Annotated in this window: 23 protein-coding genes and 1 tRNA gene; 18 read left to right on the top strand and 6 right to left on the bottom strand. The window is 66.3% G+C overall.

Annotation, left to right across the window (positions count from 1 at the left end; translation table 11 throughout):
- The first annotated feature begins 59 nt into the window (after nt 1-59).
- From rimP to rbfA, 6 genes are read left to right on the top strand one after another with little or no spacing between them, the layout of a single operon-like run.
- Nucleotides 60-638: a ribosome maturation protein RimP gene (gene rimP / locus N0B51_RS11175; RefSeq protein ID WP_259962439.1), complete on the top strand. Its 579-nt coding sequence runs from the start codon at nt 60-62 to the stop codon at nt 636-638.
- 6 nt (nt 639-644) lie between these two features.
- Nucleotides 645-2,285 (top strand): transcription termination factor NusA, encoded by a 1,641-nt coding sequence (gene nusA / locus N0B51_RS11180; RefSeq protein WP_259962440.1) that lies wholly within the window; start codon nt 645-647, stop codon nt 2,283-2,285.
- Nucleotides 2,266-2,988 (top strand): DUF448 domain-containing protein, encoded by a 723-nt coding sequence (locus tag N0B51_RS11185; protein WP_259962441.1) that lies wholly within the window; start codon nt 2,266-2,268, stop codon nt 2,986-2,988. Before nusA ends, N0B51_RS11185 begins: the two co-directional genes overlap by 20 nt.
- Before the next feature lie 22 nt (nt 2,989-3,010).
- Nucleotides 3,011-5,533, top strand: a complete 2,523-nt coding sequence (infB, locus tag N0B51_RS11190) for a translation initiation factor IF-2 (protein WP_259962442.1) — start codon at nt 3,011-3,013, stop codon at nt 5,531-5,533.
- 3 nt (nt 5,534-5,536) lie between these two features.
- Nucleotides 5,537-6,076 carry a DUF1697 domain-containing protein gene (locus N0B51_RS11195; RefSeq protein ID WP_259962443.1) on the top strand — a complete coding sequence of 180 codons (540 nt, stop codon included), beginning with the start codon at nt 5,537-5,539 and terminating at the stop codon, nt 6,074-6,076.
- Entirely contained in the window at nt 6,076-6,474 is a 399-nt protein-coding gene (gene rbfA / locus N0B51_RS11200) for a 30S ribosome-binding factor RbfA (protein ID WP_259962444.1), read from the top strand. Before N0B51_RS11195 ends, rbfA begins: the two co-directional genes overlap by 1 nt.
- Before the next feature lie 6 nt (nt 6,475-6,480).
- Here the strand turns inward: rbfA and N0B51_RS11205 are convergent, their stop codons facing one another.
- Nucleotides 6,481-8,088, bottom strand: a complete 1,608-nt coding sequence (locus N0B51_RS11205; RefSeq protein ID WP_259962447.1) for an AbgT family transporter — start codon at nt 8,086-8,088, stop codon at nt 6,481-6,483.
- A gap of 180 nt (nt 8,089-8,268) precedes the next feature.
- Between N0B51_RS11205 and N0B51_RS11210 the strand changes: the two genes are divergently transcribed.
- The 7 genes from N0B51_RS11210 to N0B51_RS11240 all read left to right on the top strand — a co-directional run bounded on the left by N0B51_RS11210 (nt 8,269) and on the right by N0B51_RS11240 (nt 14,627).
- Nucleotides 8,269-8,844: a thymidine kinase gene (locus N0B51_RS11210; protein WP_259962448.1), complete on the top strand. Its 576-nt coding sequence runs from the start codon at nt 8,269-8,271 to the stop codon at nt 8,842-8,844.
- A gap of 27 nt (nt 8,845-8,871) precedes the next feature.
- Complete coding sequence (locus N0B51_RS11215; protein ID WP_259962450.1) at nt 8,872-9,591, top strand: site-2 protease family protein; 720 nt, start codon at nt 8,872-8,874, stop codon at nt 9,589-9,591.
- On the top strand, nt 9,588-10,601 hold the full coding sequence (gene truB / locus N0B51_RS11220) for a tRNA pseudouridine(55) synthase TruB (protein WP_259962451.1): 1,014 nt from the start codon (nt 9,588-9,590) through the stop codon (nt 10,599-10,601). Before N0B51_RS11215 ends, truB begins: the two co-directional genes overlap by 4 nt.
- Nucleotides 10,598-10,867 (top strand): 30S ribosomal protein S15, encoded by a 270-nt coding sequence (rpsO, locus tag N0B51_RS11225; protein ID WP_259962453.1) that lies wholly within the window; start codon nt 10,598-10,600, stop codon nt 10,865-10,867. Before truB ends, rpsO begins: the two co-directional genes overlap by 4 nt.
- A 165-nt stretch (nt 10,868-11,032) precedes the next feature.
- The gene (gene pnp, locus N0B51_RS11230) at nt 11,033-13,333 is read left to right on the top strand and encodes a polyribonucleotide nucleotidyltransferase (protein ID WP_259962454.1); all 2,301 of its coding nucleotides are present in this window, start codon (nt 11,033-11,035) and stop codon (nt 13,331-13,333) included.
- Between the two features lie 104 nt (nt 13,334-13,437).
- Complete coding sequence (locus N0B51_RS11235) at nt 13,438-13,899, top strand: hypothetical protein (RefSeq protein ID WP_259962455.1); 462 nt, start codon at nt 13,438-13,440, stop codon at nt 13,897-13,899.
- A gap of 47 nt (nt 13,900-13,946) precedes the next feature.
- Complete coding sequence (locus N0B51_RS11240) at nt 13,947-14,627, top strand: spermidine synthase family protein (protein WP_259962456.1); 681 nt, start codon at nt 13,947-13,949, stop codon at nt 14,625-14,627.
- Between the two features lie 10 nt (nt 14,628-14,637).
- Here the strand turns inward: N0B51_RS11240 and N0B51_RS11245 are convergent, their stop codons facing one another.
- Entirely contained in the window at nt 14,638-15,162 is a 525-nt protein-coding gene (locus tag N0B51_RS11245) for a DUF1993 domain-containing protein (protein ID WP_259962457.1), read from the bottom strand.
- Between the two features lie 80 nt (nt 15,163-15,242).
- Nucleotides 15,243-15,926 carry a GcrA family cell cycle regulator gene (locus N0B51_RS11250; protein WP_259962458.1) on the bottom strand — a complete coding sequence of 228 codons (684 nt, stop codon included), beginning with the start codon at nt 15,924-15,926 and terminating at the stop codon, nt 15,243-15,245.
- An 83-nt stretch (nt 15,927-16,009) separates the two neighbouring features.
- On the opposite strand from N0B51_RS11250, the gene N0B51_RS11255 reads away from it, so the two are divergent.
- Nucleotides 16,010-16,876 carry an ABC transporter permease gene (locus N0B51_RS11255; RefSeq protein WP_259962460.1) on the top strand — a complete coding sequence of 289 codons (867 nt, stop codon included), beginning with the start codon at nt 16,010-16,012 and terminating at the stop codon, nt 16,874-16,876.
- On the opposite strand, the gene hspQ is transcribed toward N0B51_RS11255, so the two are convergent.
- Nucleotides 16,873-17,253, bottom strand: coding sequence for a heat shock protein HspQ (gene hspQ, locus N0B51_RS11260; RefSeq protein WP_259962461.1), 381 nt, complete (start codon nt 17,251-17,253; stop codon nt 16,873-16,875). The two genes, N0B51_RS11255 and hspQ, sit on opposite strands and share 4 nt — an antisense overlap.
- A 159-nt stretch (nt 17,254-17,412) precedes the next feature.
- Here hspQ and N0B51_RS11265 point away from each other — a divergent pair.
- The 3 genes from N0B51_RS11265 (at nt 17,413) to N0B51_RS14895 (ending at nt 18,895) form a co-directional block, all read left to right on the top strand.
- A tRNA-Ser gene (locus N0B51_RS11265) sits at nt 17,413-17,502 on the top strand.
- 443 nt (nt 17,503-17,945) lie between these two features.
- On the top strand, nt 17,946-18,662 hold the full coding sequence (locus tag N0B51_RS11270; RefSeq protein ID WP_259962463.1) for an IS6 family transposase: 717 nt from the start codon (nt 17,946-17,948) through the stop codon (nt 18,660-18,662).
- A gap of 77 nt (nt 18,663-18,739) precedes the next feature.
- Nucleotides 18,740-18,895: a hypothetical protein gene (locus N0B51_RS14895; RefSeq protein ID WP_375545959.1), complete on the top strand. Its 156-nt coding sequence runs from the start codon at nt 18,740-18,742 to the stop codon at nt 18,893-18,895.
- Between the two features lie 50 nt (nt 18,896-18,945).
- Here N0B51_RS14895 and N0B51_RS11275 read toward each other — a convergent pair whose 3' ends face one another.
- Entirely contained in the window at nt 18,946-20,190 is a 1,245-nt protein-coding gene (locus N0B51_RS11275; RefSeq protein WP_259962464.1) for an MFS transporter, read from the bottom strand.
- A gap of 57 nt (nt 20,191-20,247) precedes the next feature.
- Entirely contained in the window at nt 20,248-22,737 is a 2,490-nt protein-coding gene (locus N0B51_RS11280) for a TonB-dependent receptor (RefSeq protein ID WP_259962465.1), read from the bottom strand.
- 543 nt (nt 22,738-23,280) lie between these two features.
- Between N0B51_RS11280 and N0B51_RS11285 the strand changes: the two genes are divergently transcribed.
- On the top strand, nt 23,281-24,954 hold the full coding sequence (locus tag N0B51_RS11285) for a flavin-containing monooxygenase (RefSeq protein WP_259962467.1): 1,674 nt from the start codon (nt 23,281-23,283) through the stop codon (nt 24,952-24,954).
- The last annotated feature ends 41 nt before the right edge of the window (nt 24,955-24,995 follow it).

Genomic DNA, 24,995 nt, shown 5'->3' on the forward strand with positions numbered 1-24,995 from the left:
GGGGCTGGCGCCGCGAGGGGCCGGCACCACCGGCGCATGGCGGATGAAACGGAGACCGAATGGCCGATATCGCGCGCCTTAGAGAACTGATCGAACCCGAAGCCGCCGCGCTCGGGCTCGACCTCGTGCGCGTGAAGATGATGCCGTCCGAAGCCGGCGACGGGGGCGAGGCGCTGCAGGTCATGGCCGAGGATCCCGCGACCGGCCAGCTGATCATCGATCAGTGCGCCGCGCTGTCGCGCCGCATTTCGGACATGATGGACGCGCGCGAGGAAGCCGGCGAGGTGCTGATTGCCGGCGCCTATCACCTCGAGGTGTCCAGCCCCGGCATCGACCGCCCGCTCACCCGCGAAAGGGACTTCGCGAACTGGGCCGGGCACGAGGCGCGGATCGTGATGGACAAGGCCTATGACGGCCAGCGCGTGCTCAAGGGCGAGCTCAGGGGCATCGAAAACGGCCAGGTCACCATCGCCGATCGCAAGGCGGGCGATGTTACTGTCCCGCGCGACCAGATTCATTCGGCGCAGCTCGTCCTGACCGACGCGCTGATCGCCGCGACCAGACCGCTCGACATGACCGGCGCCGAAGAGGTGTCGGGGGGTGCCGGGGAAGAATCTCTCGAGACAGAGGAAGAGTAAGGACCAATGGCCAGTTCGATTTCCGCCAACAAGGCAGAACTGCTCGCGATCGCCAATTCGGTCGCTTCGGAGAAGATGATCGACAAGGCGATCGTCATCGAGGCGATGGAAGAAGCGATCCAGAAGGCCGCCCGCGCGCGCTACGGCAACGAGAACGACATCCGCGCCAAGCTCGACCCGCAGACCGGCGACCTGCGCCTGTGGCGCGTCGTCGAGGTGGTCGAGGAAGTCGACGACTACTTCAAGCAGGTCAACCTCGAGCAGGCAAAGAAGCTGCAGGCCGACGCCAAGGTGGGCGACTACATCGTCGACCCGCTGCCGCCGGTCGATCTCGGCCGGATCGACGCGCAGTCGGCGAAGCAGGTGATCTTCCAGAAGGTTCGCGACGCCGAGCGCGAGCGCCAGTTCGAGGAGTTCAAGGACCGCGCGGGCGAGGTCATCACCGGCGTGATCAAGTCGGTCGAATTCGGCCACGTGATCGTCAACCTCGGCCGCGCCGAGGGCGTCATCCGCCGCGACCAGCAGATCCCGCGCGAGGCCGCCCGCCCGGGCGAGCGCATCCGTGCGCTGATCACCAAGGTCGAACGCAACAACCGCGGGCCGCAGATCTTCCTCAGCCGCGCGCACCCCGACTTCATGAAGAAGCTGTTCGCGCAGGAAGTGCCCGAGATCTACGACGGCATCATCACGATCCAGGCTGCCGCCCGCGACCCGGGCAGCCGTGCCAAGATCGGCGTGATCAGCCGCGACAGCAGCATCGATCCCGTCGGCGCCTGCGTCGGCATGAAGGGCAGCCGCGTCCAGGCGGTCGTGCAGGAACTGCAGGGCGAGAAGATCGACATCATCCCGTGGAGCGAGGACACCGCCACCTTCGTCGTCAACGCGCTCCAGCCCGCCACGGTCAGCCGCGTCGTGCTCGACGAGGACGACGGCCGGATCGAGGTGGTGGTGCCCGACGACCAGCTCAGCCTCGCGATCGGCCGCCGCGGCCAGAACGTGCGCCTGGCGAGCCAGCTGACCGGCCACCAGATCGACATCATGACCGAGGAGGAAGCCTCGGAAAAGCGCACCAAGGAATTCGCCGAGCGCTCCAAGATGTTCGAAGAGGAACTCGACGTCGACGAGACGCTGTCGCAGCTGCTCGTGGCCGAGGGCTTCGCGGAACTCGAGGAAGTGGCCTACGTCGAGCTTGCCGAACTGGCGACGATCGAGGGCTTCGACGAGGAACTGGCCGAGGAGCTGCAGAGCCGCGCGATCGAGGCGCTCGAGCGCCGCGACGCCGCCTATCGCGCCGAGCGCCAGGCGCTGGGCGTCGAGGACGCGCTGGCGGAGATCCCGCACCTCACCGAAGCGATGCTGGTCACGCTCGGCAAGGCGGGGATCACCACGCTCGACGACCTCGCCGACCTTGCGACCGACGAGCTGATCGCCAAGAAGCGCGAGGCGCCGCGCCGGCGCCAGGCGCCGACCGACGGGCCGCGGCTGCGCTCGGATCGCCCCAAGCCCGAGGACAAGGGCGGCGTGCTCGGCGAGTACGGCCTGACCGAAGAGCAGGGCAACGAGATCATCATGGCCGCGCGCGCTCACTGGTTCGAGGACGAAGAACCCGCATCCGAGGAGGCCGCGCATGCGGACTCCGAACAATGAGCGCCTGACGCCCGACATCGCTGAAGCGCCCAAGGCTCCCCGCAAGGCGGAGCCGGAGCGCAGGTGCATCCTCTCCGGGGAGCATGGCGGGCGCGCCACGCTCGTCCGGCTGGCGGTATCGCCCGACGGCGACGTGCTGCCCGACGTCCACGCCAAGGCGCCCGGCCGCGGCGCATGGATCGGCGTTTCGCGCGCCGCGCTGGAGGAGGCGATGGCCAAGGGCCGACTGAAGGGCGCGCTCGCGCGGGCCTTCAAGGGAGCCCCGCTTTCGGTGCCGGGCGACCTGCCGCAGCGGATCGAGGATGGCCTCTCGCGGGCGCTGCTCGATCGGCTGGGACTCGAACTGCGCGCCGGGCACCTTATCTTGGGATCCGACAGGATCGCCGAACACGCCCGCGGCGGGGCGGTGGACCTGCTGCTCCATGCCGCAGATGCGAGTGCGGACGGCGCCCGCAAGCTCGACCAGGCGTGGCGCGTCGGGCGCGATGCCGAAGGTTCGGGCGAGACCGGCACGCGCTTGCCACTGGACCGGGCGGCTCTGTCTGTGGCAATGGGCCGCGACAACGTCGTCCATATGGCGCTGGCCGACCCGGCAGCAGCCGAGCGTGTATCGCTCGCGCTCGAGCGCCTGATGCATTTCCTGGGGCCGCAATCGGCGGCTGAGACTGGCGGTGGGATCGAACCCGCCGTGCTGGACGACTGATCGAAGGACGAAGACGAGTTTTATGAGCGACAGCACCGACACTCCGCGCGAACGCAAGCCGCTTGGCCTCAAGCGGTCGATCGACGCCGGCGAGGTCAAGCAGACCTTCAGCCACGGCCGCACCAACAAGGTCGCGGTCGAGGTCAAGCGGCGCCGCAAGCTCGTCAAGTCGGGCGAGGAAGCCGCCGCACCGCCGCCGCCGCCCCCGCCGCCCCCGCCGCCGCCGCCGGCTGCTGCGCCCGCGCCGAAGAAGAAGGCCGCGCCCTCGGGCGAGACGCCGCAGGAGCGCGTTGCCCGGCTCCAGCGCGAGGCCGAGGAAGAGCGGCTCCGGCTCGCCGAGGAAGCCCGCGTGCGCGAGGAGGCCGAAAAGGCCGCCGCGCTCGAGGAAGAAAAGCGCCGCGCCGAGGCCAACCGCGAAGCCGAGGAAGAAGCCGCGAAGCGCGCCGCAGAGGAACCCGCGGCCCCGGCCGCTGACCCCGCCAGCGACGAGCAGGGCGCTGAGGCCGACGCCGCCGGAAGCGCCGAACCGGACGCCGGCACGCCTGCGCCCGCGCCGCGGCGGTTCACCCCGGTCGCCCGGCCCGAGCCCAAGAAGCCCGAGCCGAAGAAGAAGGACGACAAGCGCGGTGCCCCCGCGCCCGAACGCGGCGGCGACCGCCGCTCGGGCAAGCTGACCGTCACCCGCGCGCTCAACGAGGACGAGGGCCGCCGCGCCCGCAGCCTCGCCGCGCTCAAGCGGGCGCGCGAGAAGGAGCGCCGCCTCCACGGCGGTCCGGCGCAGAAGCGCGAGAAGCAGGTGCGCGACGTTGTCGTGCCCGAGGCGATCACGGTCCAGGAACTCGCCAACCGCATGGCCGAGAAGGGCGCCGACCTGGTGAAGGCGCTGTTCAACATGGGCATGATGGTCACCGTCAACCAGACGATCGACCAGGACACCGCCGAGCTGCTGGTCGAGGAATTCGGCCACAACATCCAGCGCGTGTCCGAGGCCGACGTCGACATCGACCGGACCGAGGACAAGGACCCCGAGGACACGCTGAAGCCGCGCCCGCCGGTCGTGACGATCATGGGCCACGTCGACCACGGCAAGACCAGCCTGCTCGACGCGCTGCGCGGGACCGACGTGGTGAAGGGCGAGGCCGGCGGCATCACCCAGCACATCGGCGCCTACCAGATCCAGACCAAGGGGGGCGACAAGGTCACCTTCCTCGACACCCCGGGCCACGCCGCGTTCACCGAGATGCGCGCGCGCGGCGCGAACGTCACCGACATCGTGATCCTGGTGGTCGCGGGCGACGACGGGATCATGCCGCAGACGATCGAGGCCATCAATCACACCAAGGCCGCGGGCGTGCCGATGATCGTCGCGATCACCAAGTCCGACCGCGACGAATACAACGCACAGAAGATCCGCGAGCGCCTGCTCGAGCACGAAGTCATCGTCGAGGCCATGAGCGGGGACGTGCAGGACGTCGAGGTGTCGGCCAAGACCAAGGCCGGTCTTGACGAGCTGATCGACAAGATCCTGCTCCAGGCCGAGCTGCTCGAGCTCAAGGCCAACCCCGACCGCGACGCCGACGCGATCGTCGTCGAGGCGCAGCTCGACAAGGGCCGCGGCCCGGTCGCGACGGTGCTCGTCACCCGCGGCACGCTGAAGCGCGGCGACACCTTCGTGGTCGGCACCGAGAGCGGCCGCGTGCGCGCGCTGGTCGACGACAAGGGCAAGCAGGTGAAGGAAGCCGGTCCGTCGGTCCCGGTCGAGGTCCTCGGCCTCGGCGGCGTGCCGATGGCGGGCGACCAGCTCACCGTGGTCGAGAACGAGCAGCGTGCACGCGAAGTCGCCCAGTACCGCCAGGAAAAGGCGACCGAGAAGCGCACCGCGCTGGCGCCGACGAACTTCGACACGATGTTCGCCGGCCTCCAGTCGAATGTCGTCGAGTTCCCGGTGCTGGTGAAGGCAGACGTGCAGGGTTCGGTCGAGGCGATCGTCACCGCGCTGCACAACCTGTCGAACGACGACATCAAGGTGCGCGTGCTTCATGCAGGCGTGGGGGCGATCACCGAAAGCGACGTCACGCTGGCGGCGGCGTCGAACGCGCCGATCATCGGCTTCAACGTGCGCCCGAACCCGAAGGCCCGCGATCTCGTTAAGCGCGACAACGTCGAGATGAAGTACTTCGACGTGATCTATCACCTGACCGAGGAGATCGGGAAGGAGATGGCCGGCGTGCTCGGCCCGCTCAAGATCGAGAACGTGCTCGGCCGCGCCGAGGTCAAGCAGGTCTTCCCTGCGGGCAAGAAGGACAAGGCCGCCGGCCTGCTGGTGGTCGAGGGCACGATCCGCAAGGGCCTCCACGCCCGCCTCACCCGCGAGGACGTCATCGTCTCGGCCACGACGATCCAGTCGCTGCGCCGCTTCAAGGACGACGTCGACGAGGTCCGCGCAGGGCTCGAGTGCGGCGTCGTGCTCGCCGACACCAACGACATCAAGCCGGGCGACCAGCTCGAGGTGTTCGAGGTCGAGGAGCGCGAGCGGACCCTCTAGCGAATGCCGCGCTGCGCCGCGTTTCTCGGCTCGATCAACGTCGGGGGAAACCGGCTGGCGATGGCCGATCTGCGCGCGGCGCTCGTGGGCGCGGGTTTCGCGGGCGTCGAGACGGTTGCCGCAAGCGGCAACGTGCTGCTCGATCTTGACGACGCGGACCGCGCCGGCGCCGCGGGCGAAATCGCCCGTGTCGTGAAGGCGGAGTTCGGCATCGACAGCCTGGTCGTCGTGCGCAACCGGGCCTCGGTCTGGTCCGCAATCGAGGACAACCCGTTCCACGGCGACGGGCAGGACAGGTTCGTCCATTCGATCTTTCTCGACCGCCTGCCGCCGGCGGAAAGGTTCGAGGCCCTGCTCGCCGAACACCGCAGCAGGGGCGGCGAACGGCTGGCGCTGGGGCCGGGCGTCCTCTACCTCGACTACGTGCACGGGGTGGGGGTATCGAGCCTGACCGGCGCCTTCCTGCAGCGCCGCCTCGGCGTGCGCGGAACGGCGCGCAACATGACCTCGTTGAAGCGTATTCTTGCGAAAATGGATTTCTGATGGCCCGCAACCAGTCCACTCCCGAACAGCAGTCGGTCCGCGTGCTCAAGGTGGGCGAGCGGGTGCGGCACATCCTGTCCGAACTGCTCGCGCGTGGCGAGGTGCACGACGAGGTGCTGACCGCGCATTCGGTCTCGGTGACCGAGGTGCGGATGACCCCCGACCTCAGGAACGCCAACGCCTACGTCAAGCCGTTGCTCGGCGAGGACGAGGCGGTGGTCCTGAAGGCGCTGCGCACCAACACCGCGTTCTTCCAACGTGAGGTGGCGAAACGCCTCGGCCTCAAGTTCGCGCCGAAACTCCAGTTCAAGTTCGACGAGAGCTTCGACGAGGCCGCGCGGATCGAGCGGCTGCTCAACGATCCCAAGGTCGTGCGCGACCTCGGGGAGGAGGAATAGCGGGTCCTAGCCCGGAGCGGCTGGCGCGAGAGGTGCGACCGTCGCGCCGGGTTCGATGAATACGCCTGCTCCCGGCCCCAGGGGCAGGTCCAGCACCACCCACCCGATCGTCAGCGCGGTCGCCGCGACCAGGATCGCGCCCGCGTAGGGCAGCATGATCGCGACGAAACTACCGAACCCGTAGTCGTGCACCCAGCGGCGGCAGAAGATCAGCATGATCGGCAGGTAACCGACCGGCGTGATCATGTTGGTGGCGCTGTCGCCGGCGCGATAGGCAGCCGTGGACATCTCGGGTGAAATCCCCAGCAGCATCAGCATCGGCACCAGCGCCGGCCCGATCACCGCCCACTTCGCCGAGGCCGAGCCGATGATCATGTTGAGCGCGGAGCCGAAAACCACCACCGATCCCACCATCGCCCACGCGGGCAGGCCGCTTTCGCGCAAGGCGTCCGCCCCGTTCACCGCGATCACGATTCCCAAGTTGGACCAGGCGAACATCGCCACGAAATGCGCCGCGACGAAGACGAGGACGAGGTAATAGCCCATGTCCTGCATCGCGCCGGTCAGCATCTTCACCAGGTCGCGGTGGTCGGCAATCGCGCCGGTCGCCTTGCCATAGGTCCAGGCCGGCACGAGGAATATCAGCATGAACAGGGCGAGCAGGCTGTTGTAGAGCGGGCTCAGGCGGCCTTCGCCTGCGGTCTCGTCGATCAGCGGCGTCCCGGGGCCGAAGATGCACAGCAGCCAGGTCGCCAGCACGGCCAGCAGCGCCAGGCCCGCGCGCCGCAACCCCGTTTTCTGCCCGCGTTCGTCCGGTGTCTGATTGAGGGCGGCCACGTCGGAGCTTTCGCGCAGGGCTGGGTCGTATTTGCCCAGCCTCGGTTCGACCACGCGATCGGTGACATACCAGATGATCGGCAGGTAGAGGACCGTCATCGCCGCGATGAAATACCAGTTGCCGGCAATGTTGGCGGTATAGACGTCGCCGAAGGCAGAGGTCACCGCCGCTTCGGTCAGGCCCAGCAACAGGGCATCGAGCTGGCCGGGCAGCAGGTTGGCGGAAAAGCCGCCGGCGATGCTGGCGAAGCTGGCGCCCACGCCAAGCAGGGGATGGCGGCCGGCGGCGTGGTAGATGATCCCGCACAGCGGCACGAACACCACGAAGGCCGCGTCGGCGGCGTGGTTGCCCATCATCGATACCAGCGCGACCGCCGGGGTCATCCAGCGGCGGGGCACGTTGGCCATGCTCAACCGCATCGCGGTCGACAGCAGTCCCACGCGCTCGGCCACGCCGGCGCCGAACATCACCACCAGCACGTAACCGAGCGGCGCGAAGGCGGTGAAGGTGCGCGGGGTCTCGGTCCACAGCAGGCGGATGTTCTCTGCCGAAAGCAGGCTCGCCACCATCACCAGTCGCGGCTGGCCGGTCGCGGCGTCGAGCTCCGTCGGATGCAGCGCGCTCCACCCCGCCAGCGCGCCGAGCACGGACACGATGACCAGCCCCGCGATCAGCCAGACGAAGATGAACACGGGGTCGGGCAGACGATTGCCCACTCGCTCCACCCAGCCGAGAAAGCCGGGTCGCGGTGCCGGCGCTGCAGTCGATGTCCCCATCGCTGTTTCCCCCCTTCCGGGGAGACTTGCACAGTCGGCCGAGGGGGTCCAGCCGGATCGGCAAGGGACGCTCGATGCCTCGCGCGCACCCTAGGCACGCCCGGCGATCCTGCTAGGCGTTGACGGATAAGAACACCGTCATGATCGGGGCCGGGCGGCCCATTTCGCGCACGAGGACCGATGGCCAAGCTCTATTTCTACTACGCCAGCATGAACGCGGGGAAATCCTCGACCCTGCTGCAGGCAGACTTCAACTACCGCGAGCGCGGGATGCGCACGATGCTGTGGACCGCGCAGCTCGACACGCGCAGCGAAGGCATGGTGCGCAGCCGCATCGGGCTCGAGGCGGACGCGCATCGCTACACGCCCGCGACCGACCTGTGGGCCGGGGTGATGGCAGCGCACCGCGCCGAGCCGCTCGACGCGGTGCTCGTCGATGAGGCGCAGTTCCTGACCCGTGACCAGGTCTGGCAGCTTGCGCGGCTGGCGGACGAGGCGGGAATCCCCGTGGTCTGCTACGGCCTGCGCACCGATTTCCAGGGCGAGCTGTTTCCGGGTTCGGCGGCGCTGCTCGGCATCGCCGACAAGCTCGTCGAGCTGAAGGGCGTGTGCCACTGCGGCCGCAAGGCGACGATGAACCTGCGCGTCGATTCGACCGGCGCGGCGGTGAAGGAAGGCGCGCAGACCGAAGTCGGCGGCAATGACCGCTATGTCGCGCTATGTCGCAAGCATTTCAGCGAGGCGTTGGCGGGTTAGGGCGGGCGCCCTACATAAGCCTGTATCATGTCAGACACCCTGCAGCTTGCGCTGGTCCTCGTTCCCTGCCTGATCGTCGCGATCGTGTTTCACGAGGTCGCGCACGGGTGGACCGCGCTTGCACTCGGCGATCCCACCGCGAAGGAGCAGCGGCGACTCAGCCTCAACCCGATCCGCCACGTCGATCCCGTGGGCACCCTGCTGGTGCCCGGGGCGCTCGCGCTGTTCGGCGGGCCGATCTTCGGCTGGGCAAAGCCGGTGCCGGTCAATTTCCGCCGGCTCGACAACCCGCGCACCGGAATGATGCTCGTCGGCGCGGCGGGGCCGGCGATGAACTTCCTGCTGGCGGCGCTCGCCGCGGTGACCCTTGGCCTGACGCTCACGGCCGGATCGGCGCTCGGCTTTGCCGCCAGCGGCCTGCCGACGATCGTCGACGCCGACGGGGTCACCTCGCTGCTCGGCACGGGCCTGCTGGTATTCATCCTGATCAACACCTTCCTCGCGCTGTTCAACCTGCTGCCGATCCCGCCGTTCGACGGATCGCATATCGTCGAGGGCCTCCTGCCGCGCTCGATGGCGCGCCACTACGCCAAGCTGCGCAATGTCGGGATGCTGCTGTTCATCGCCCTGATCGCGGCGACCTGGGCCTTTCCCGAAGCCGGCATCCTGAGCCGGGTGATCGGTCCGCCGGTGGAATGGGTGCTCGACCGCTATCTCGCGCTGGCGACGCTGGTCGCGGGCGGATGAGCGGGCCTGCCGCGTCTCCCCACGGCTGGCTGATCCTCGACAAGCCGCGCGGCTTCGGCTCGACCCAGGCGGTGAGCGCGGTCAAGCGCGTGCTGCGCGAGGCCGGGTACGGTAAGGTCAAGGTGGGCCACGGCGGCACGCTCGATCCGCTGGCCGAAGGCGTCCTGCCGATCGCGCTGGGCGAGGCGACCAAGCTCGCCGGGCGGATGCTCGACGCGAGCAAGGTCTATCATTTCACGATCGCATTCGGCGAGGAGACGGCAACGCTCGACACCGAGGGCGAGGTCGTGGCGACGTCGGACCGGCGCCCGCCGCTGGCCGCGGTCGCGGCGATCCTGCCGCACTTCACCGGCGCGATCGAGCAGGTCCCGCCGGCCTATTCGGCGCTCAAGGTCGATGGCCGGCGCGCCTACGACCGCGCGCGGGAGGGGGAGACGGTCGAGCTGGCCTCGCGCACCGTCACCGTCCACGACCTGCGCATGGCAAGCGGCCGGGAGCCGGTCCAGGTCGAATCCGCCTTTGCCACCACCGCCGGGCGGCCCGACCCGTTCGATCCCGCGGCGCCCCTCGAGCTGGCCGACAGCGTCACGCTTGTCGCGCACGTCTCGAAGGGGACATACGTCCGGTCCCTGGCACGGGACATCGCACACGCGCTTGGAACCGTCGGGCACGTTACCTATCTGCGGAGGGTCAAGGCGGGCCCGTTCCGCGAAGATCAGGCGATTTCGCTGGACTTGCTGAACGAAATCGGTAAGGGCGCGCCGCTTGAAGACCACCTCCTGCCGCTCGAGGCGGGGCTGGACGGTATCCCGGCCCACGATCTCGACCGGACAAGCGCGCAGGCGGCCCGACAGGGCCGGGTCGTGTCCGGAAATGCCCTTCCCGACGGGCTCTTTCTTGCGATGGCGGACGGTGTCCCTGTCGCGCTGATGGAATCCGACGGGGCGACCGCGAAAGTGGTCAGGGGCTTCAACCTCCCCGATACCGCGAAGAAAGACGAAGACACATGACCGTTACTGCCGAAAAGAAGCAGGAAATCATCAAGGACAACGCCCAGGCCAAGGGCGATACCGGTTCCCCCGAAGTGCAAGTCGCGATCCTCACCGAGCGCATCCGCAACCTCACCGAGCACTTCAAGGACCATCACAAGGACAACCACTCGCGCCGCGGCCTGCTGATGATGGTCAACAAGCGTCGCAGCCTGCTCGCGTACCTCAAGAAGAAGGACGTGGAGCGGTACAACGCGCTGATCGCGAAGCTCGGGCTTCGCAAGTAACCAGTTTCTCGGAGGGGCGGCTTCGGTCGCCCCTTCGTTTATCCGGCCGGTCGCATGGGGCGATCCAGGCCATGGGGCGCGAATAGCCCCGCACCGGACCGGGACGGAATCCCCGGCAGCAAACCCCGCCGATGCAATAGGGCCGGCGGGCGAAGGAAAAATCGAATGTTCGACACCAAGACAGTATCGCTGGAGTGGGGCGGCAAGACCCTCACTCTGGAAACCGGGCGCATTGCCCGCCAGGCCGACGGCGCGGTTCTCGCGACCTACGGCGAAACCGTGGTCCTCTGCGCCGTCACCGCGGCCAAGACCGTCAAGGAAGGGCAGGACTTCTTCCCCCTTACCGTCCACTACCAGGAAAAGTTCTCGTCGGCCGGGCGTATCCCGGGCGGCTTCTTCAAGCGCGAGCGCGGTGCGACCGAAAAGGAAACGCTGACCAGCCGCCTCATCGACCGTCCGGTGCGTCCGTTGTTCCCCGAAGGGTTCTACAACGAGATCAACGTGATCGCGCAGGTCTTCAGCTATGACGGCGAGTGCGAGCCCGACGTGCTGGCGATGATCGCCGCGTCGGCGGCCCTCACCATCTCGGGCGTTCCGTTCATGGGCCCGATCGGCGCGTGCCGGGTCGGCTTCAAGGACGGCGAGTACATCCTCAATCCCAAGCAGGCCACCGCGCTCGAAGACGGCGGCCGCCTCGACCTCGTCGTCGCCGCCACCCATGACGCGGTGATGATGGTGGAATCGGAAGCAAAGGAACTGAACGAGACCGAAATGCTCGGTGCGGTGGCCTTCGCCCACGACAGCATCCGCCCGGTCGTCAAGGCGATCGTCGAGCTGGCCGAAAAGGCCGCCAAGGAGCCTTGGGAAGTCGCCTCGCAGGACGGCAACGCCGACATGAAGGCGGCGATCAAGGCGATGATCGGCGACGACATCGCCAAGGCCTACAAGACGACCAGCAAGTCCGACCGTTCGGACATGCTCAACGCCGCCCGCGACAAGGTGAAGGCGCACTACGCCTCGGACGAGTTCGACGGCCAGCAGCGGATGACCGCGATCAAGCTGACCAAGAAGATCGAGGCCGAGATCGTGCGCGGCGCGATCCTCAAGGACGGTACCCGGATCGACGGCCGCAAGCTCGACCAGGTCCGCCCGATCGAGGCGACGGTGGGCGTGCTACCGCGCGCGCACGGTTCGTCGCTGTTCACCCGCGGCGAGACGCAGGCGCTGTGTTCGACCACGCTCGGGACCAAGGAGTCCGAGCAGATGATCGACGGGCTCGAGGGCCTGACCTACGAGCGGTTCATGCTGCACTACAACTTCCCGCCCTACTCGGTCGGCGAAGTGGGCCGCTTCGGCGCCCCGTCGCGGCGCGACACCGGCCACGGCAAGCTGGCCTGGCGCGCGCTGCACAACGTGCTGCCGAGCCATGACGAGTTCCCGTACACGATCCGTGTCCTGTCGGACATCACCGAGTCGAACGGCTCGAGCTCGATGGCGACCGTCTGTGGCGGCTGCCTTGCGATGATGGACGCCGGCGTTCCGATCGAACGCCCGGTCAGCGGCATCGCGATGGGCCTGATCCTCGAAGGCGACGACTTCGCGGTCCTGTCCGACATCCTCGGCGACGAGGATCACCTTGGCGACATGGACTTCAAGGTGGCGGGCACCGAGGCCGGCATCACCACGATGCAGATGGACATCAAGGTCGCCGGCATCACGCAGGAGATCATGCAGCGGGCGCTCGAGCAGGCGAAGGCCGGCCGCGCGCACATCCTCGGCGAGATGCAGAAGGCGCTCGGCTCGGCACGGACCGAACTCTCGGCCCACGCGCCGCGTATCGAGACGATGCAGATCGACAAGTCGAAGATCCGTGATGTCATCGGCACCGGCGGCAAGGTGATCCGCGAGATCGTGGCCGAAACCGGCGCCAAGGTCGACATCGACGACGAGGGCGTGATCAAGATCTCGTCTTCGGACCTCAGCCAGATCGAGGCCGCGCGCCAGTGGATCCAGGGCATCGTCGAGGAACCCGAAGTCGGCAAGATCTACAACGGCAAGGTCGTCAACATCGTCGACTTCGGCGCCTTCGTGAACTTCATGGGCGGCAAGGACGGCCTCGTCCACGTGTCCGAGATGAAGAACGAGCGCGTCGAGAAGCCGACCGACGTCGTGTCGGAAGGCCAGGAGGTGAAGGTCAAGGTCCTCGAGATCGACAACCGCGGCAAGGTCCGCCTGTCGATGCGCGTGGTCGACCAGGAAACCGGCGAGGAGCTCGAGGACACCCGTCCGCCGCGCGAACCGCGCGGTGACCGTGGCGACCGCGGCGACCGTCGGGGACCCCGCGGCGACCGCGGTGGCCGCGGCGGCGACCGTGGTGGCCGCGACCGCGGACCGCGTCGCGACCGCGACGACCGTCCCCGCGAAGGCGGTGGCGAGGCCCATATCCCGGACTTCCTGAAGGACTGAGCCGGCCGAACAGCATGAAGGGGCCGTCGGAGCGATCCGGCGGCCTTTTTGCTTGCCGGCCCGTCCAAGTTCGCCCATCCTTGCTGTCCAGGGGGTGAGGGGCGATGCGAGAAAGTCTGCTGACCATTCATGTCCTCGCGATCGCGGTCTGGATTGGGGCAGGCTTCTACGAGCTGTGGTTGGGCCGATTGTTCCTGCGCAGCGATGGCTCGGCGGCCGAGGCGCCGTTGATCCGGGCGATCTATCGCTCCGACCTCGCGGTATTCGGCGCGACGCTGATCGCTTTCGTCGCCGGGATCGCGTTGGCGCTGACGCAGGGGTGGGGCTTCTTCAACGATCTCTGGCTCGGCATCAAGCAGGCGATCATGTTCGGCGTACTTGCCGTCGTCGCGATGATCTTTCCGCGCGCGATCCGGCTGGGCAAGGCGATCGACGCGCTTCCGCACGGCGACGGCCCGGTGCCCCGCGCACTCAAGGCGCAATATGCTGCGCTCGAACCGTGGTACGCGCTCATGCGGATCGCCGCGGTGCTGGCGGTGGGACTGGCGGTCTTCAAGCCGGTCTGAAGCGGCAGGCCCTTTCCTTTCGCGTTCCCGCCTGCAAAGCGAGCCGAATGATACCCCGCGAAACGCTCGCCACCGCCACGATACCGGGCGGCGAAACCTTGACCCTGGTGCGACACGGCACCGACCACGTCGTCATGCTGGGCCGCGACGAACTGATGGGCACGCGGATGCGGTTCTCCGAGGAACAGCTGGCCGAGCTCACCCTTGCCGAGCTGGAAACCGATGCGCCGAGGCTGCTCGTCGGTGGCTACGGCATGGGTTTCACCCTGCGCGCGGCGCTCGCGAAGCTGGGTCCAAAGGGGCGGGTGACGGTCGCCGAGATCGTTCCGGAGATCATCGAATGGGCGCAGGGGCCACTCGCGCACCTTACCGGTAACGCGCTCGACGATCCGCGTGCAACGGTCGAGCTATGCGACGTCGCGGCGCTGATCGATGACGCGCTCGATGGCACCACCCCGAAATGGGACGCGATCCTGCTCGATGTCGACAACGGACCCGACGGGATCGTGCGCACCGGCAATGAGAGGCTCTACACCCGCACCGGCCTCGCCCGCGCGCGCGATGCGCTGAGCCTGGGCGGGGTGCTGGCGGTCTGGTCTGCCGCGCCCGATCCGAAGTTCGCGCGGCGGCTGAAGGACGCAGGCTTCACGGTCGACGAGCGCACGGTGCGGGCGCGGCCGAACAACAAGGGCCCGCGCCATACGATCTGGTTCGCGCGCCGCCCCTGAACGCGGGGCGTCAGCCCCTGGCCAGTCGCAACTGGCCCAAGAAGTCGCGCTTGCCGAGCGGAATGCCCTTCATCCGCAGGATGTCGTAGGCGGTCGCCGCATGAAAATAGAAGTTCGGCTGGCTGAAGCTGAGCAGGAAGTCTTCGGCGGTGAACGGCATCTGGAACTCGCGGAAGACGAACTTCATCGGCCGGCCGATCCATTCTTCCATCTCCGCCTCGTCCAGGGCCTCGAGCGCCGCGACGGATTCGTCGAGCTGGCTGCGCATGGCATCGAACGTCGCGGGCGGCTCGCTCATGTCGGGCGAGAACGTGCCTGCGCGGATGCCTTCGATCGCGCCCTTGGTATGGGTGGACACGCTCTTCACCTGATAGTCGAAGGCCAGCATGTCGTCGATCAGGCGGGTGGCGATCAGCGAGTGGTGCTTGTGGCCCTGCTCGGCGCACCAGTCGTCGGCCTTGTCGACCAGACCGCGGGTGGAATGCAGCATCTGGAGGGCGCTGGGCACGAAGGCGGCGTGAAGCGAAAGCGGCATTGTTTCTCTCCTCGATATGAAAAGGCCCGGCAGTCTCGCGACGGCCGGGCCCCTTGGTGATGTCTGTCCTGAGCGGCCCCTCAGCGAACGCGCGGACCGCCGAACGGCAGCGGCGGAGGGGGACGGCGCGCGCCGCGGGGCAGCTGGGCCTGGTAGGCCCGGCCGCAATGCTCCACGCAGTAAGGAAAGCCGGGGTTCACCGCCTCCCCGCAGAAATGGAAATCCGGCTCGCCCGGGTGCCCCATCGGCCAGCGGCAGACCTTTTCGCTGAGGTCGAGCAGGCTGGTCTTGTCGGCGATCTCGGGGCTGGGCTTGGCAGGCACAAGGCGGCGCGGCGGTGCGGGCGGGATCGGCGCCTGCTGGTCGCCGGGACCCTGGCGCAGAAAGCCGCCCGGGCCGACCGAGACGATCTTCGGCAGGTCGGGCGTCGGATTTGGGATCGGCTGGCTCGGCGTATCGGCGCGCGGTGCCGGGCGCGGCTCGGCGGCAGGCGCGGGGGCGGCCGCCGCGGGGCGCGGGGGGCTCGCCTGCGGAGCGGCCCTCCTGGGAGCCGGCTTGGGTGCGGGCGCGGCGGCCTTCTTGGGTTCGGGCTTCTCGTCGTTCGCCTTGACGGGGGACGGGCGCGACTTGAGGCCGAGGCGATGCGCCTTGCCGATCACCGCGTTGCGGCTGACCCCGCCGAGCTCGTCGGCGATCTGGCTGGCGGTCGCGCCGCCTTCCCACATCTTCTTCAGCGTCGCGATGCGTTCGTCGGTCCAGCTCATCGAGGGATATCTTTTCCTGTCGTCTCCGGCCTCATCGCCCGGGATACTTGCCTGTGACGGCGCTTGGCCCTAGTCGCCGCGCCATGGCCGATCAAGCCCAGCCCATCGAGACCACCGCTGCCACCCCCGCGTCGTTTCGTCCGCGCGGGGAGCCGGTGATCCATGGCATAAACCGGATCGGTGTGTGGAGCCTCTATATTAAGGAGGTTCGGCGGTTTCTCAAGGTGCAGACCCAGACTGTCTGGGCTCCCGCGGTCACGACGCTGCTGTTTCTGGTGATTTTCACCGTCGCCATGGGGCGGAGCGGCCGGATGGTCCTCGGCGTTCCCTTCGCGACGTTCGTCGCGCCGGGGCTCATCGTCATGGGAATGATGCAGAACGCCTTCGCCAATTCGAGCTTCAGTTTCCTGTCCGGCAAGATCCAGGGAACGATCATCGACCTGCTGATGCCGCCGCTGTCGCATGGCGAGCTGATGACGGGCATTGTCGGCGCGGCGGTGACGCGATCGGTCATGGTGGGCACGACGGTGGCGCTAGCGATGCTGCTCTACCCCGGCGTAAGCCTTGCGGTGGCGCATCCGTGGGCGGTGATCTGGTTCGGCCTCATGGGTGCGATCATGCTCGCGTTGCTCGGCCTGCTGACATCGATCTGGGCCGAGAAATTCGATCATGCCGCGGCGGTGACCAACTTCGTTGTTGCCCCGCTCAGCCTGCTGTCGGGCACGTTCTACGTGATCCACAACCTCGCACCGGCGTTCCAGGCGATCAGCCGCGCCAATCCGTTCTTCTACGTGATCTCGGGCTTCCGGTTCGGGTTTCTCGGCGAAAGCGACATCGGCAGCACGAACCAGGCGGTGGTTTGGAGCGCGGTCGGCCTCGGGCTGTTCAACGCGGCGCTCGGCGCGGTGACCTATGCAATCCTGCGCAGCGGCTGGAAGCTGAAGAGCTAGTGCGTGAGCCCGCGGCGCAGCTTGTAGCGGCCGTCGGCGAAGTCATCGAACAGTTCGGCGACCTGTGGATGGTCGACCGGGCCGTTCTCAGCGTCCGCGAGCAGGTTCTGCTGGCTGACATAGGCGACGTACGAGGAATCACCGTTCTCGGCGAGAAGGTGATAGAACGGCTGGTCCTTGTGCGGGCGCACGGCCTGGGGGATCGACTCGTACCACTCGTCGCTGTTGGCGAAGACCGGGTCGATGTCGAACACGACTCCGCGGAAATCGAAGATCCGGTGGCGCACGACCTCGCCGATCGCGAATCGCGACCGCGCGTGGCGCGGCGCCTCGATCGTGCGGCCTGCGGTGGCAGAGAAGAAGTGCGCGCGGTCCATGACAACGCGAATATAGGCTTTCGCAAGTGCGAGACAAGGCGCGCGCGGGGCTCGTCCCCGGTCGACTGCGCAAGAGGTCTTGGCAAGCGCGAAACGCTCGGCTAGGCGGCGCGCTCGCTTCGGCCGGCTCCCTGCGGGAGCCCAGCGCACGAACCTCGCGGAGAGGTGGCAGAGTGGTCGAATGCGCCGCACTCGAAATGCGGTGTACGGGCAACCGTACCGTGGGTTCGAATCCCACCCTCTCCGCCAGCCACCCCCAGCACCAGTCTCCGTTTACAGGGTACTCGGGCAACGCCGCGGAACAGGCGGGCTTGCGCGCCCTATTCGGTAACGGCCGCACCATTCGCTGGCCGTCTCCGCCGATATCAGGGTCGTTTCATCGCGCCGGTCTCCGCGCCGATCGCCATCGGTACGGTTTCCCTGCAAAACAGGGAAGAACAGGGAAAAATGCAAATTTTGACGCGAAAACAGGCCAATTGCGCCCGATTCCGCGATCTCTCGCCTCAGAAAATGCCGTAATTATCGTAACTTGCGAGGCCGAAAGTGTCCTTTCCCTGTTATTCGCCGGAACAGGGTATTTTATCGCCCGTAACAGGGAGCATATTCGCCCTTAACAGGCTATTTGATCGCGAGGTCTTGTCAAAGCAAATGCACCTGCTGGGATTGCGGGACGTTTGGGGTAGGGCGAGAGCATGCCTCGGCCTCGAAAACCAGCCAGTCCATTCCGCTATTTCAACTCGTCACCGGAGATCATCCGCCTCGCGGTGCTGATGTATGTCCGATTTCCGCTGTCGCTGCGAAACGTTGAGGACCTTCTCTTCGAACGCGGGATCGACATCTGCCACGAGACGGTACGGCTTTGGTGGAACAGGTTCGGTCCGATGTTCGCAGCCGACATCCGGCGTCAGCGGGTAAGCCGGATGAAGGGCTTTCGCCAATGGCGCTGGCACCTTGACGAGGTGATCGTAAAGGTCAACGGCGGGCGCCACTACCTGTGGCGGGCTGTCGATCACGAAGGCGAAATCCTCGAGAGCTTCGTCACCAGGAAACGGGACAAAGCTGCTGCTTTGCGTTTTTTGAAGAGAGCGCTGAAGCGACATGGCAAGGCCGAAGCAGTGGTCACTGATGGCTTGAAATCATATCCAGCAGCGATGCGAGATCTGGGCAATCTGGAACGCCGGGAGATGGGGCGCTGGCTGAACAATCGAGCCGAGAATTCGCACCTGCCGTTCCGACGACGAGAAAGAGCAATGCTGCGATTTCGACAAATGAAATCGCTCCAGAAATTCGCGTCGGTACACGCCTCGTTTCACAACCACTTTAACCAGGAACGTCATCTCGTCGACAGAGACACATTCAAAGCTCGCCGCTCGGCCGCGCTGGCCGAGTGGCAATCCCTCATGGCCTGAACAAACGCTAGGGAAGGGCGAACTCTGCCAACCGGAGACGAGTTGCGGTTAGACTGACAGCACCGTTCAGCGGAATACTGCCCGAGAACCGCAAGCACCACTTGCAACCCGACGTGGGACATTACGGGGTATTTTCGGGCTCGAAGTTTTATGAAGCGATTTACCCTGCAATTCGCGCCTTCATCGAAAACGGCAAGGTTAGCCGCAGGTCGGTCGTTGCAGGGTCTGCTTGATCGATGGGCATATTGGCGACCTCAACGCACCGGCCAGCGTCGCCATAGGCCTAGGGCCTCGGATAGTCGCTTATTCGGGCAGGGCGGAGTCCCTGCGCGGCAAGGGCTGCCGCGGCCAGGAGGCCCATGCTGACAAGCAGTGCGACATCGTAGTCACCGAACCTGTCGCGGCTCAGGCCGATCAGGAAGGGGCTGAGGCCAAACCCGAGCGAATACATGCTGTAAAGCCAGCCGTAGATCGCGCCGAAAGCTTTCTGGCCGAAGCGTCGCGAAGCGAGATAGGCGAGCAGATCGAGTTCGGCCCCAAGAAGAAGGCCGATGAGGGCCACCGCGAGCGCCCCCGTGGCCATTCCGCCAAGCCCCAATAGTGCCACCCCGAAGGCGCCGAGCGCAAGGACCAGCGTGGTGACAAGTCGCGCGGGAAACCGGTCGAGCGCGAGGCCGATCACCAGGCGACCGACGGCGCTGGCCACGCCGATGACCGAAGCGAAGCGGGCCGCAGTACGAGCGTCGGCACCGAGATCTTTGAACAGCGGAATCAGGTGGACGATCAGCCCGCCGATCCCAAGTGCCATGCAGAACGCCAGCGTCGTGGCCAGCCAGAATGCGGGCGTGCGGCGAGCCTCAAAAAAGGTGAGGCCCGGTTCGTCCGATGCTTTCGTCCCGCTCGCCTTGAACCGCCGCTCATTGGGACCGAATCCGAACCACACGACCGGAGCGGCTCCGATGGCGCAGGCTGAGATTACCCAGTAACCCGCCTGCCACCCGAAGGCGGCGGTAGCCTCGGTAACGGCAATCGGCACCCAGGTTCCAGCAAGGCCTGCGCCGGTGAGAGCAATCCCGAGCGCTATGCCCCGTCTCACGTCGAAGCCGGCGGTGATCGGCCGAAGGAGAACGATCGGGGTGGAGCCGACGCCGGCCAAGGCAATGAGAAAGTAGGCGACGAGGAACGAGGCGAAACTGACCAGCGTCAGGCTCATCGTGAGGACGATGAGACCGTACGCCAGCAAGCTGAGCGCGCCGACGGCGGCCGCCCCGAACCGGTCGGCCAGCCTGCCGACGATCGGGCCGCCGAGGAACACGCCCAGGGTCAATACCGAAACGGCGAGGGAGATGCTGCTGCGGTCCCAGCCGAATTGCTCGTTGAGCGGATCGATGAACGAGCCGAGGCTGTAGATCATCACCGCGTTCATGCTGGTGGTCAGCCCGATGAACGCGCTCACCAGCAGCAGCTTGTTGTTGGCGAATTCGCTCCAGCCCGCCCTGCCAGTCCTCCCTGCGAACGGCTCGCTCACCTCCCTAGGCCCCGGTTCCGCAGGCGGATCGTCCGGCAGACAGGCCGCCCGTGCTGGTCAAAAGCGCACCTGGGCCTGCACCGCGACCTCGCGGCCACGGGCGACCACCGCCCGCTGCTCGCCCTGGGTCAGGGGAACGCTCGTTCCACCCGTACGATCGCCGGCGAACAGGAGGTAATACTCGTTGGTAAGGTTTCGGCCGATCAGGGACACCTTCCAGCCGCCGTCGCTCGCGCCGATCCCGACGCTGGCGTTGAGCCGCCAGAAAGCGTCCTGCCTGCTCGCCGGAGCGAGCGTGTCCCCTGCGAAATAGGAGCCGCTGTAGATCGCATCGCCGGTTACGGTGAACGCAAGATCGTCGCCTGCCGCGCCGGTGTAGTCGAAGCCCGCGTTGGCCGCCCAGTCGGGAGAGCGGGCCGGCGCACGGCCGTCGAATACCTGCTGAAGGATCGCACCGCCGGCTGCAGTGCGCGCGCGCGAACCGTCGGGATTCAGCACGAACGAGCATCCCGGCGGGGCACTGGCGGTCAGAGCCTGGCTTACCGGAATGGAGTATCCGTAGCACTGGCCGGTGTAATCGCGAAACCGGTTGTGGACATAGGCGAGGGCGCTGCGGAGTCGCAGGCTGCTGCTAGCCTCGAGATCAGCCTCGATCTCGAACCCGCGCTGGCGGACCTTGCCCGCGTTGTTGATCTGGAAACGGATCGCGGCCGCATCGTATGTCGTGACCTGGAGGTCCTTGAAGTCGAACGCGAACGCCGTCGCCTGCAGGGTGAGGCGGTCGATCACTTCCCCTTTCGCGCCCATTTCGAAGCCCTTCACCGTTTCCGATGTGAAGTCGATGTCCGAAAGGGTCGTGCTCGTCTGGATCGGGCTGGTGATGCCGAAACCGCCCGACTTGAACCCCGTCTTATAGGCGACGTAGATCGTCGAATTCGGGACCGGGTGATACGAAAGCGTGACTTCAGGCGAGATGTTTTCGTCCTTGAAGCGTCCGGCGAGGACGCCCGGTGTCTTGTCGATCGAACTTGCGTACACGGTGTTCAGCGTGTCGAAGCGGCCAAGCGCCGTGTTCACGCCGTAGATGTTGCGATTGAAGGTCGTCTTGCGTTCCGAAGTCCAGCGCGCGCCGGCCGACAGCTCGAGCTCGTCGGTTATGTCCCACAACAGCTGGCCGAATGCCGAATAGGCTCGGCCCTTCAGGTTGGCCTCCTTGACGTACGTGACCAGCTGATCTGTGGCGGGATTGTAGCTGATGTCCGCCCGGAAGTTCGTGTGGTTATACAACTGGTCCTTCGAATCCTGGAAATATACGCCGGCCTGGAAGTTGATAGGTCCGTCGAAGTCGCTCTGGGCGCGGATTTCCTGGCTGAAGCTGCGGTAGCGCGTGTCCTCGAAGGTCGTCAGCGCGTTGTCGACCGTGTGGGTCAGCCCGGAAATGCTGCGGTAACGGTTGTACAGCGTGCCCGTGATCGACGTGAGCGAGATGGCTCCCAGGTCCAGCTTCATGTTGAGCGAAGTGGTGAATGCCCGCTGCCGTCCGCGCGACCGATTGTCGCCGTCGAGCTGCGGGATGCGATTGGCGATCGCCGGCACGATGTTGCTGAAACTGGTCTGGTTGTCGGCCCGGCAATCGCCGAACGGATCCGGCACCGCGAAAGAGCGCGGCCGACCGTCGGAACACGGCCCGATGTTTTGGGAATAGCTGCCGCCGCCCTGGTCGATCCCGTGGAGAGCGAAGGCCTTGGCCGTCGCGGTGAAGTTGCCCGTAGGGCGGAATTCAAGAGTGGCCCGGCCCATGACCTCGTAATCGCCCACCCGATCGTCGGGCGGGCCGGGCAGGCGCCCCTCGGCCGCCGGCAGGGCCGCCGGGAAGAATGGGTTCGCGGCCGGTTGCGCGTTGTTGTAGAGCCAGCCCTTCATGTCGCGGTACTTGACCGCGATCCGCCCGCCCAGGGTTTCGGACAGCGGCCCCGCGACGAATCCTTCGGTCGTCACCTCGTCGCCGACGAACTCGTAAGCGGCACGCAGGCCAGCCGAGAGATCGGTGGTCGGTCCAGCCGAGGTCACCGAGATGACGCCCGCCGGGCTGTTCTTGCCGAAGAACAGCGCTTGGGGACCCTTGAGGATCTCGACCTGCTGGAGGTCGAAGAAACCCAGCGTGGCGACGCGTCCGGATGATGTCTGCACGCCATCGAGCGCGACCGACACGGGTTGTTCGTAGCCCACCTGCGTCGGCGGGGAACTGATGCCGCGAATGGACAGCGAGCCGCCGCCGATGGTCCGATAGTTGCTGATGATCACGGTGGGCGTCATCTCGCCGATCTTGGTGAGATCGCCCGCGTTGTAGCGGTTGATGTCTTCAGCCGACAGTGCCGAGACCGCCACCGGGACCTCGAGCAGTCCTTCGCTGCGGAGTCGGGCGGTAACGATGATCTCGGAGCCGTCGGCAGGGTCCTGACCACTCGCTCCGGCGGCATTCTCGGGACCGTCGGATGTCTCTGCCTGTGCGAGTGCCGGCGAGGCAATCGCCGCGAGCGCAAGCACACTCGAGGAGCACAGAATTCTAACGGGGTTTACCTTCCTTCGATCCATCCCATCCTCCTATCGCTTGTCCACGCAGGCGTTGAGTTATCACGAAGTACATCGAACCTTTCCTTTGTCAACAGATTCGTTGAATCACGGCAGGCGTCGCGTCAGCGACGATCTAGGATCCTTATAAAAGGCTTATATAACAATATATAAGAAGAGGGCACTCCTCCTCGATCCGCCCGGCTGGAACCTGCGATTGACAAACGGGCACAATTCCACAAGAGTGTTGAATATAGCTCAAGGGAGCCCAAGGAAGTGGAGACTCGGGTGCTTAGCCTCGAAACGCTGCCGACTGCCGTCGGCCATGCAAATGTTCCGACCCTGGCCTGCGTCCTGGTGCATCTCACGGGGGATGCCAGGTGGATCAGGCCGCCCTTCCGCTACGGTCGGGTGCGCGGGATGGACGACAACGAAACGGGTGACCTGCCGCCGGACCTGCAAGAGGAGATCCGGGCCGCCGCGATCGAAGCAATAGCCGCCCACTTGGGTGGTGCACCCATGAAACTGGCGGACCCAGGCGATGACCTGCTGCTCGAGATGATGTCGGCCATGCTCGGCGAAAGCATTCCGTCGGCCTATGTGCCCATGATCCGTCATGAACTCGATCTGCCGTCTTATCGAGGTGCACAGGATTCCGAAGGGCCGGTCGAAGTGCCGCCGGGGTTCAACGCGCTGATCATCGGCGCCGGAATTTCAGGCATCTGTGCGGCGGTGGAGTTCGCCAAGGCCGGCATTCCGTACACGATCATCGAGCGCAGCGAGGCGGTCGGCGGCGTGTGGTTCGAGAACCGCTACCCGGGCGCCGCCTGCGACGTTCCAAGTCATCTCTATTCGTTTTCCTTCGCTCCGGGCCGCTGGTCGCGTCACTTCGCGGGAAGCCGGGAGATCCACCGTTACCTGCAGGACGTTGCGCAGGAGTGGGACATCCTCCCGCACATCCAGTTCGGCATCGAGGCGCTCGGAGCGCGCTACGACGAAGAGCGGCAGATGTGGGAAGCCGAGGTGATTGCTGCCGATGGGACCAGACGCACGCTCAACGCGAACATTCTCGTCAGCGGCGTCGGCGCGTTCAACAAGCCCCGGTTGCCCGACGTTCCCGGAATGGACAAATTTGCCGGGGCGAGCGTTCATACCGCTCGCTACCCCGATGAAGGCCTGGACCTCGCCGGGAAGCGGGTCGTGCTTGTCGGCAATGGCGCCAGCGCGATGCAGGTGGCCCCGGCGATCGCGGACGAAGTGGCGCACCTGACCATCATCCAGCGCAGTCCCCAGTGGGCGGCACCGTTCAACAAGTTCAAGCAGCCCATTCCCGAGCCGTTGCAGGACCTGCTCGACGGACTGCCGATCTATCGCCTCTGGTACCGCTTGCGGTTGAGCTGGGCTTTCAACGACAAGCTCTACGAGGCCCTCCAGAACGACCCCGAGTGGTCAGGCGAAGGGGCGATCAATGCCATCAACGACGCCCATCGCCGGCATCTCACCCAGTATATCGAGAGCGAGCTGGGCGCGCGTGCCGATCTCCTGCCCGCGGTCCTTCCGCCTTTTCCCCCTTTCGCCAAGCGGATGCTGCTCGACAATGGCTGGTTCCGGACGCTCGCCCGCGATCACGTGAAGCTGGTAGGATCGCCCGTGACGGAAGTGCGCGAGGACGGAGTGGTGACGGCCGACGGGGTTCTCCACGAGGCAGACGCCATCATATGGGCCACCGGTTTCGACGTCGTGAACCTTCTCGCTCCGTTGCGGATCGAGGGGCGAGGCGGCAAGCAATTGCACGATGAGTGGCATGGCGACGACGCCCGCGCCTACCTTGGCACCGTGGTACCGGGATTTCCCAATTTCTTCTGCCTGTACGGACCGAACACCCAGTTCGGCCATGGCGGCAGCCTGATCACCATCCTCGAGCGGCAGACGCATTACCTGATGTCGCTCTTGAAACAGATGTTTGCGAGCGATTGCGCGGTCGTCGAGATACGACGGGACACCTACGACCGCTACAACGACGAAGTCGACGCAACCCACGCGCGGATGATCTGGCAGGTCTCCGGGGTTCGCAGCTACTTTCTCAACAGCAAGGGCCGCAATGTCGTCAACAATCCATTCCGGATCGTGCGGTTCTGGGAAATGACCGAACGGGCCGACCTTGCGGAATACGCCTGCGAGAAAGCCGCCTAGACGGCTCTTCGGGCAGTCCGTGCGGTCGCTTAGGGTGTTCC

Origin of the sequence: Tsuneonella litorea, assembly GCF_025154015.1 — a bacterium.
GTDB lineage: Bacteria > Pseudomonadota > Alphaproteobacteria > Sphingomonadales > Sphingomonadaceae > Tsuneonella > Tsuneonella litorea.